The organism is Affinundibacterium flavidum, assembly GCF_014284175.1.
In the GTDB taxonomy this organism is placed as follows: Bacteria; Pseudomonadota; Gammaproteobacteria; order Burkholderiales; family Burkholderiaceae_D; genus Undibacterium; species Undibacterium flavidum.
This window is the reverse complement of sequence record NZ_JACOGA010000084.1, coordinates 1-243: the sequence shown is the minus strand read 5'-3', so window position 1 is coordinate 243 and position 243 is coordinate 1. Positions and strand designations below refer to the sequence as shown.

General features: G+C 43.6%; 1 pseudogene. It reads right to left on the bottom strand.

What is annotated here, in order from left to right:
- A pseudogene (locus H8K55_RS21465) lies at window positions 1-226 on the bottom strand (IS110 family transposase); the annotation flags it as partial.
- Between the last annotated feature and the right edge of the window lie 17 nt (window positions 227-243).

The window sequence follows — 243 nt, the reverse complement described above, 5'->3', positions numbered from 1 at the left end:
TGCTATCCAATAATTTCTGCTTATCTTTTAAGTCCGGATCGTTCCGAGTATGGTCGTTAATTAAACGAATCAGTGCTTTAATTTCTTTATCCAACCAGTCAATGTGATCAGTAATGCCTTGTCGAATAGCCTCACGTGCCACATCGAGCCTATTCAACTCTTGCGTACGCATGTTCTGCAAGGCATCTAAGCGCAGAACCAAAGCACGTAAGGTTTGTTCAGCCATGGAGGGAGCGATCCATA